Consider the following 4,960-nt stretch of genomic DNA (forward strand, 5'->3'; position numbering starts at 1 on the left):
TTGAGGAAGGCGTGCCACCCTTCATCCACCGGAACCGAGGGCACGATCCGGGTCCACTCGCCGGGGTTGGCGTCGTAGGCCCGCATGATGTCGGCCTGGGCCTTGAGGAAAACCAGCGCCTGGCCCACCATCCGCTCGGCATACTGCCGCCGGTCCGGAGGCGGAACAAGCATGATCGAGAGCGGCTTCTCACCAACGCTCAAAGTCCAACTGCCCGGCCTTGACGGCCACAACCAGCACCGCAAGGTCGGCGCGGCCAACTTCAAGGTGTCCTGCTTCAAGGGCCTTGCTGTCCCTGATGCCGATCTTGTTGTGGAGTGCGGCCAGTTCTACGCACTGCCCTGAGGTTCCGCCTTCGCTGTAGCTGCTCTTACGCCAGCGCAGGTCCATACAACCTCTCCATCTTCTCGCAGACCATGTCCCGGGATTGGCTCTCAGACAGCGCCTTGGCGCAGATCCGCTCGAACCTGTTCCGAAACTCGTTCACATCGGCCGCTTCTGAGACTAGCCGCCCTTCCTTGGCGGCCTCACAAAAGGCCACCGGCCCATCCGGTGTTGTGACCACGCGAAACGGTCCGTCCAAGGCCTCGGATGCTCCACTACTGCGTGGGAGCACACGGAACACCACGTTCCTGAGCCAAGACAACTCCAAGAGCCGCTCCAGCTGTCTTCTCATCACTCCCGCATCTCCCACGGGCCAGTCCAATACGTTCTCCGAGAGTGTGATCCACAGATCTGGCGGGTTTCGCCTGGTGAGGATCTTCTGGCGGCTCATGCGATCGGCCAGCGATCGCTGGACATCGGGGTCCCGCCCCGACTCCAGCAGCGCCCGGGCATAGTCCTCGTTCTGGACCAGGCCGGGCACGTGCAGCGCAGCGAAGATCCTCAACTCGTCCGCCTGCTCCTCATGAGCCGTCACGCTTCTGAACCAGTCGGGATCACTTGCTCTTCTCGCGTAATAGATCAGCCAGGTCAGGATCCCGCCCGTGTTCCACGCCTTGTCGATCTTCGCTGCCTGCTTTTCGGTGAGGTGCTGCTCCCCGGTCTCGATTCTGGAAATGGTGGAGGGTGCACACGCCGCGACAGCGGCGGCATCCACTCCGGTCAACCCCCGCGTCTTGCGCAGAAACCGCAGATGGCTGCCCATCAGATCCCACATCGAGGCACGAGAGTCGGCTGCCGCCTTCTCCGCCATCGGACAACCTCCGCCCCATTGATCAATTCCATGACTTCCATGGAATTGCAGAGAGTCATCGACAGGCTACGCAGAGGGGTGCAATCTGGCCAGCGGATCGGGTGGACGAACCTCCGAAGAATCAGATGGGCACAGCCATGACGACCGGAATCGACAGGCGACCATACCTGCAGATCAACCTGACCCGGAGCTGGACCGAGGTGAGCCGTGCACGTGCCGCAGTCGGGCGCGCCCTGCAAGACCTGGGACTCCCTGAGCTCATCGATGACGCCCGCCTGGTCGTCTCCGAACTCGTCACCAATGCGATCGACGCGTCAGCGGCAGGCAGAGTCATCTTCAGCGTCTACGAGAACGACGGCCGCCCGCTCGTCGAAGTCTGGGACTCCGAGATCACGAGATTCCCCCAGCCGCTACGACCACCCCAGACGGCATTGGGCGGCCGCGGGCTGTTGGTGGTGGAGGAACTTGCCGCTGACTGGGGATACCGCCTGGCACAGCTCGCGCCCAGCGGTCCCACGCTGAAATGCGTCTGGGCTCTGTTGAAGTGATCACCTCGCAGCTGGACCCGGCTGCCCTCGCAGTAGAAAGGGGGTTGCCTCCTGAAGGAGCGGGGCTGGGAGTCGCCCTGGCTTGGGTTTCCTGCCTTGGCCTCCAGCAAGGTACGACTACGAAGACTCTTGTCCGCAGTGACAGCCGCAGAGTCGGATACCGACCATCCATCCGACCACTTGGGAGCGTAACGTGGGGCAACTTCACGGCGACGGGGACGATCTGACCGCTACGTTCTACTCCAAAGATCCAGAGTCACAAGGAGATGTCGAATGTGACGGCTTCTATGCCACCGATCGTGACTCGTGGATCGTCCAGGGTAAGAAGCGTGGCCCCAAGGTCGCCGCGCAGCTCGTAGCTCTGGCCGACGATGAGACCTTCTTGGAGATCTCCGGCCCCACAGCCGAGGTCTTCGTCCGGAAGTACGTCAGGGAGCGCTATGGAATTGATCTCGGCAGCGCGACGGCTTGAGCTGCTGTTCGGCGAGCCTGCCCAAGAGGTCCGAAAGCTGGAGCTTCGGGATTTCTATGAGGTAGACCGGTCTCTCTTTGAGTCATGGCGTTCAGGTGACCGTGAAACCGTCGACAAGACCATGAAGCGGCATCGGGACTCCCGAGCCGAGAGAGTGGCCCGTGGCTTCCCTTTCCGACGTGTACGGGTCATCTCCGAGCCGCTCTCGGAGTACCAACGCATGGCTGTCCAGATCGCCGATCCGCAAGAGCGTCTGAGATGGCTTCCGCGAGCGAAGGTGTCGGCTGTTCCGATGCCGGGCAATGACTGCCTGATCCGTGACGACTTGGTCGTCTTCAACCTGGTCGGCGGAGACAACCAGCAAACCGAGATTCAGCTCTCCACTGACGCGGACGTGGTGCGGTTTTGTAACGACGCCTTCGAGCAGGCGTGGTCACTAGCCATCCCCAACGGCGAGTACAAGCCCTAGCAAGGTGTCTGACCAGCAGCCGTCCGAGTCCGCAAAGCGCTCGTTGGGCACTCGGCTCAAGGAACTCCGCCTTGACGCAGGGCTCACTGGGATTGAGCTGGCACGTCGGTGTGGATGGCACAAGACCAAGGTCTCGAAGCTCGAGCACGGGCCCCAGAGGCCCACCGAGGAAGACCTCCGCAAGTGGGCCACCACCTGCAACGCTCAGGGGCTGATCCCCGAACTCATAGCCACGAGCCGTGAGATTGAGCAGATGTGGAGCGACTACAAGCGGCGACACAAACGCGGGATGAAACTCCTCCAGTTCCAAGCCATGGATCTGTACGCCAAGTCCAAGCTCATCCGTGTCTACGAGTCCCTGTTCATCCCCGGCTTCCTGCAGACCGTCGAGTACACCAAAGCCCAGTTCACGATTCACGCGAGGCTTCACGGCCTACCACTCGAAGACGTCGAAGAGGCCGCGCACAACCGCATGGCTCGTAAGAAGTTCCTCGGCACCGGGGCACCCATGTTCACGTTCTTGTTGGAAGCGTCCGCGCTGTCCAACAACACCGGCGGCCTCGAAGTGATGAACGGCCAGCTCGACTACCTCAAAGAGGTGTCATCTCTCCCGTACGTCTCCGTGGGCATCATCCCTCAGGGGCGAGTTCGGTCATTGTACCCCGGAGAGGGGTTCTACCTGTTTGATGAGAGTCTGCTCAAGCAAGAGTTCTGGTCGGGTGCGTTCCAAACGTCCCGACCGGAGAACATCGCATACTTCCTGCGGGTTTTCGCAGCTCTGCGAGACCAAGCCGTGTTCGGGTCAGCCGCTCGGGAAGAGATCGAAGCCGCCCGTGGCCGTCTCCAGGAAACCTGAAGCAACTTCCTGGCTCTCCCAGTAGCGCCACTCCTAGCGTCGTGGCCATGAACTTCGACGAACCCTTCTGGAATGAGCAGCAGCCCCAGCGCACGGGGCATGTGAAGACCGTTCAGCAAGTTGCCTGCTCCGTGGTGAGCATCATGGTCATGCCAACGCTGACGGTCTAGCGGCATGAATGAGGGTCAGACCTGCCGCCACTGCCGGAGATCCATCACCTACGGACCCGGCTGGTGGGAACACCTCGGCGGGACGGTGGCCTGCAATCCTCACCAGGCGACGTCCCCACCCCGAGGGACGAACGCCTCCCCGACGGTCGAAGCCACCGACACGCCACCCGTCGACGCACGACAATCGCGTCCGCAGGCTGCCGATCGATGACCTCGGATACCAGTCTCCAACCCCATGACCCCGGCTGATCACGTCCAATGAACAGCGCGACGCGGCCGGTCGGTCCCCAACATCCCCGAAGGCTCAAAGGAGGCCATGTGTTCATCAAGTCCAGCCGCTGTGACGGGCAGCAAGAGACATGTGGGTGCGTCAACGTCGCCATCGTGCGTGACGCGGTCGTCGTCACCGACGAAGAAGGCAACGTGTCCAAGTTCGACCACTTCGAGTGGCGTGACTTCATCGCGGGGGTGAAGGAGGGCGAGTTTGACCTTCCGGCCGGCTCCCCTGCCTCGGCCGCCGTCGCGGCATAGCGACCTCAGACCCACGAGCAGGTCCCGCCCTGGGAACACCAAGGCGGGACTGCCCTCTTCGAAGGACGTCGTGCCATGGCCTTCCACTGCTACCTGTGGCACGGGGACACCGCCACAGCCCAAGGCCCCAAACGTGACTCGCTGTGCGGCGACCTCGGCATGGCCACACCCCCGGTCATGACGCGCGACTGGCTGCGGAAGCCACAAAGCATGTTGCAGCGAAAAGCCAGCACTCCCCACGGCGCCGTGAACTGGCTGGAGGAGGCTTTCGAACAGCACGCCCCAAAGATGGCCTACTCGCAGGCAACCGACATCAGCCCACACGATCGGTTCGGCCTCGCGCTAGCCGAGCTTCAGGGCGGCAATGACCTGTCTTGGGGCTTTCCCCTGATCGGCAGCAAGTACCTGGCCCTGGCCATCATCGCCGTCCGCTGAGTGTCCCCGATCTCACCGTGTAGCCGGGTATCTGGACCGGCTTCCTTGCACGCACCAGCGGCTGCGGCTGGCAAGCCCTGTCTCGTGCGGAGGGGGCGGACCACTGAAGGGGTGGGGGTCTGGGGGCTTTCCCCCAGCTTGGCTTGGGTTCAAGGGGGGTCACGTCCAGCGGAGTGGTGTAAGAGATCGGCCTTCGCGTGATCTGTTTGTGCAGGTTAAGCGGTGATTGCTTGCTGGTCGATCTTCTCGGTCGGTGCGTCGCCTGCGATTACGCGCAGGCGGGC

9 protein-coding genes are annotated in these 4,960 nt (G+C 62.5%); 7 read left to right on the top strand and 2 right to left on the bottom strand.

Annotation, left to right across the window (positions count from 1 at the left end; genetic code table 11):
- Positions 1–189 precede the first annotated feature (189 nt).
- Positions 190–390 carry a DUF397 domain-containing protein gene (locus ABD333_RS47240; RefSeq protein WP_344549478.1) on the bottom strand — a complete coding sequence of 67 codons (201 nt, stop codon included), beginning with the start codon at positions 388–390 and terminating at the stop codon, positions 190–192.
- Positions 371–1,195: a Scr1 family TA system antitoxin-like transcriptional regulator gene (locus tag ABD333_RS47245; RefSeq protein ID WP_344549479.1), complete on the bottom strand. Its 825-nt coding sequence runs from the start codon at positions 1,193–1,195 to the stop codon at positions 371–373. The genes ABD333_RS47240 and ABD333_RS47245 overlap by 20 nt, the downstream gene beginning before the upstream one ends.
- Positions 1,196–1,332: 137 nt before the next feature.
- Here ABD333_RS47245 and ABD333_RS47250 point away from each other — a divergent pair, with 137 nt between their 5' ends.
- The 7 genes from ABD333_RS47250 (at position 1,333) to ABD333_RS47280 (ending at position 4,676) form a co-directional block, all read left to right on the top strand.
- Positions 1,333–1,743 (top strand): ATP-binding protein, encoded by a 411-nt coding sequence (locus ABD333_RS47250; RefSeq protein WP_344549480.1) that lies wholly within the window; start codon positions 1,333–1,335, stop codon positions 1,741–1,743.
- Positions 1,744–1,936: 193 nt separating this feature from the next.
- Complete coding sequence (locus ABD333_RS47255) at positions 1,937–2,215, top strand: hypothetical protein (protein ID WP_344549481.1); 279 nt, start codon at positions 1,937–1,939, stop codon at positions 2,213–2,215.
- Positions 2,184–2,684 carry a DUF6879 family protein gene (locus ABD333_RS47260; RefSeq protein ID WP_344549482.1) on the top strand — a complete coding sequence of 167 codons (501 nt, stop codon included), beginning with the start codon at positions 2,184–2,186 and terminating at the stop codon, positions 2,682–2,684. Before ABD333_RS47255 ends, ABD333_RS47260 begins: the two co-directional genes overlap by 32 nt.
- 4 nt (positions 2,685–2,688) lie before the next feature.
- Positions 2,689–3,540 carry a helix-turn-helix domain-containing protein gene (locus tag ABD333_RS47265; RefSeq protein ID WP_344549483.1) on the top strand — a complete coding sequence of 284 codons (852 nt, stop codon included), beginning with the start codon at positions 2,689–2,691 and terminating at the stop codon, positions 3,538–3,540.
- Positions 3,541–3,587: 47 nt separating this feature from the next.
- Positions 3,588–3,710 (top strand): hypothetical protein, encoded by a 123-nt coding sequence (locus ABD333_RS47270; protein ID WP_344549484.1) that lies wholly within the window; start codon positions 3,588–3,590, stop codon positions 3,708–3,710.
- Positions 3,711–4,028: 318 nt separating this feature from the next.
- On the top strand, positions 4,029–4,241 hold the full coding sequence (locus tag ABD333_RS47275; RefSeq protein ID WP_344549485.1) for a DUF397 domain-containing protein: 213 nt from the start codon (positions 4,029–4,031) through the stop codon (positions 4,239–4,241).
- A 75-nt stretch (positions 4,242–4,316) separates the two neighbouring features.
- A complete protein-coding gene (locus ABD333_RS47280) occupies positions 4,317–4,676 on the top strand; it encodes a hypothetical protein (RefSeq protein WP_344549486.1) in 360 nt (119 codons plus the stop codon).
- Positions 4,677–4,960 lie beyond the last annotated feature (284 nt).

It is taken from the genome of Actinomadura fulvescens, from assembly GCF_039533225.1.
Lineage (GTDB): Bacteria > Actinomycetota > Actinomycetes > Streptosporangiales > Streptosporangiaceae > Spirillospora > Spirillospora fulvescens.

What these genes read in the sequence shown, in the direction of transcription:
- ABD333_RS47280 (WP_344549486.1), top strand. Translation starts at nt 4,317, where the DNA reads ATGGCCTTCCACTGCTACCTGTGGCACGGGGACACCGCCACAGCCCAA.
- ABD333_RS47245 (WP_344549479.1), bottom strand. Translation starts at nt 1,195, where the DNA reads ATGGCGGAGAAGGCGGCAGCCGACTCTCGTGCCTCGATGTGGGATCTG.
- ABD333_RS47240 (WP_344549478.1), bottom strand. Translation starts at nt 390, where the DNA reads ATGGACCTGCGCTGGCGTAAGAGCAGCTACAGCGAAGGCGGAACCTCA.
- ABD333_RS47250 (WP_344549480.1), top strand. Translation starts at nt 1,333, where the DNA reads ATGACGACCGGAATCGACAGGCGACCATACCTGCAGATCAACCTGACC.
- ABD333_RS47260 (WP_344549482.1), top strand. Translation starts at nt 2,184, where the DNA reads ATGGAATTGATCTCGGCAGCGCGACGGCTTGAGCTGCTGTTCGGCGAG.
- ABD333_RS47270 (WP_344549484.1), top strand. Translation starts at nt 3,588, where the DNA reads ATGAACTTCGACGAACCCTTCTGGAATGAGCAGCAGCCCCAGCGCACG.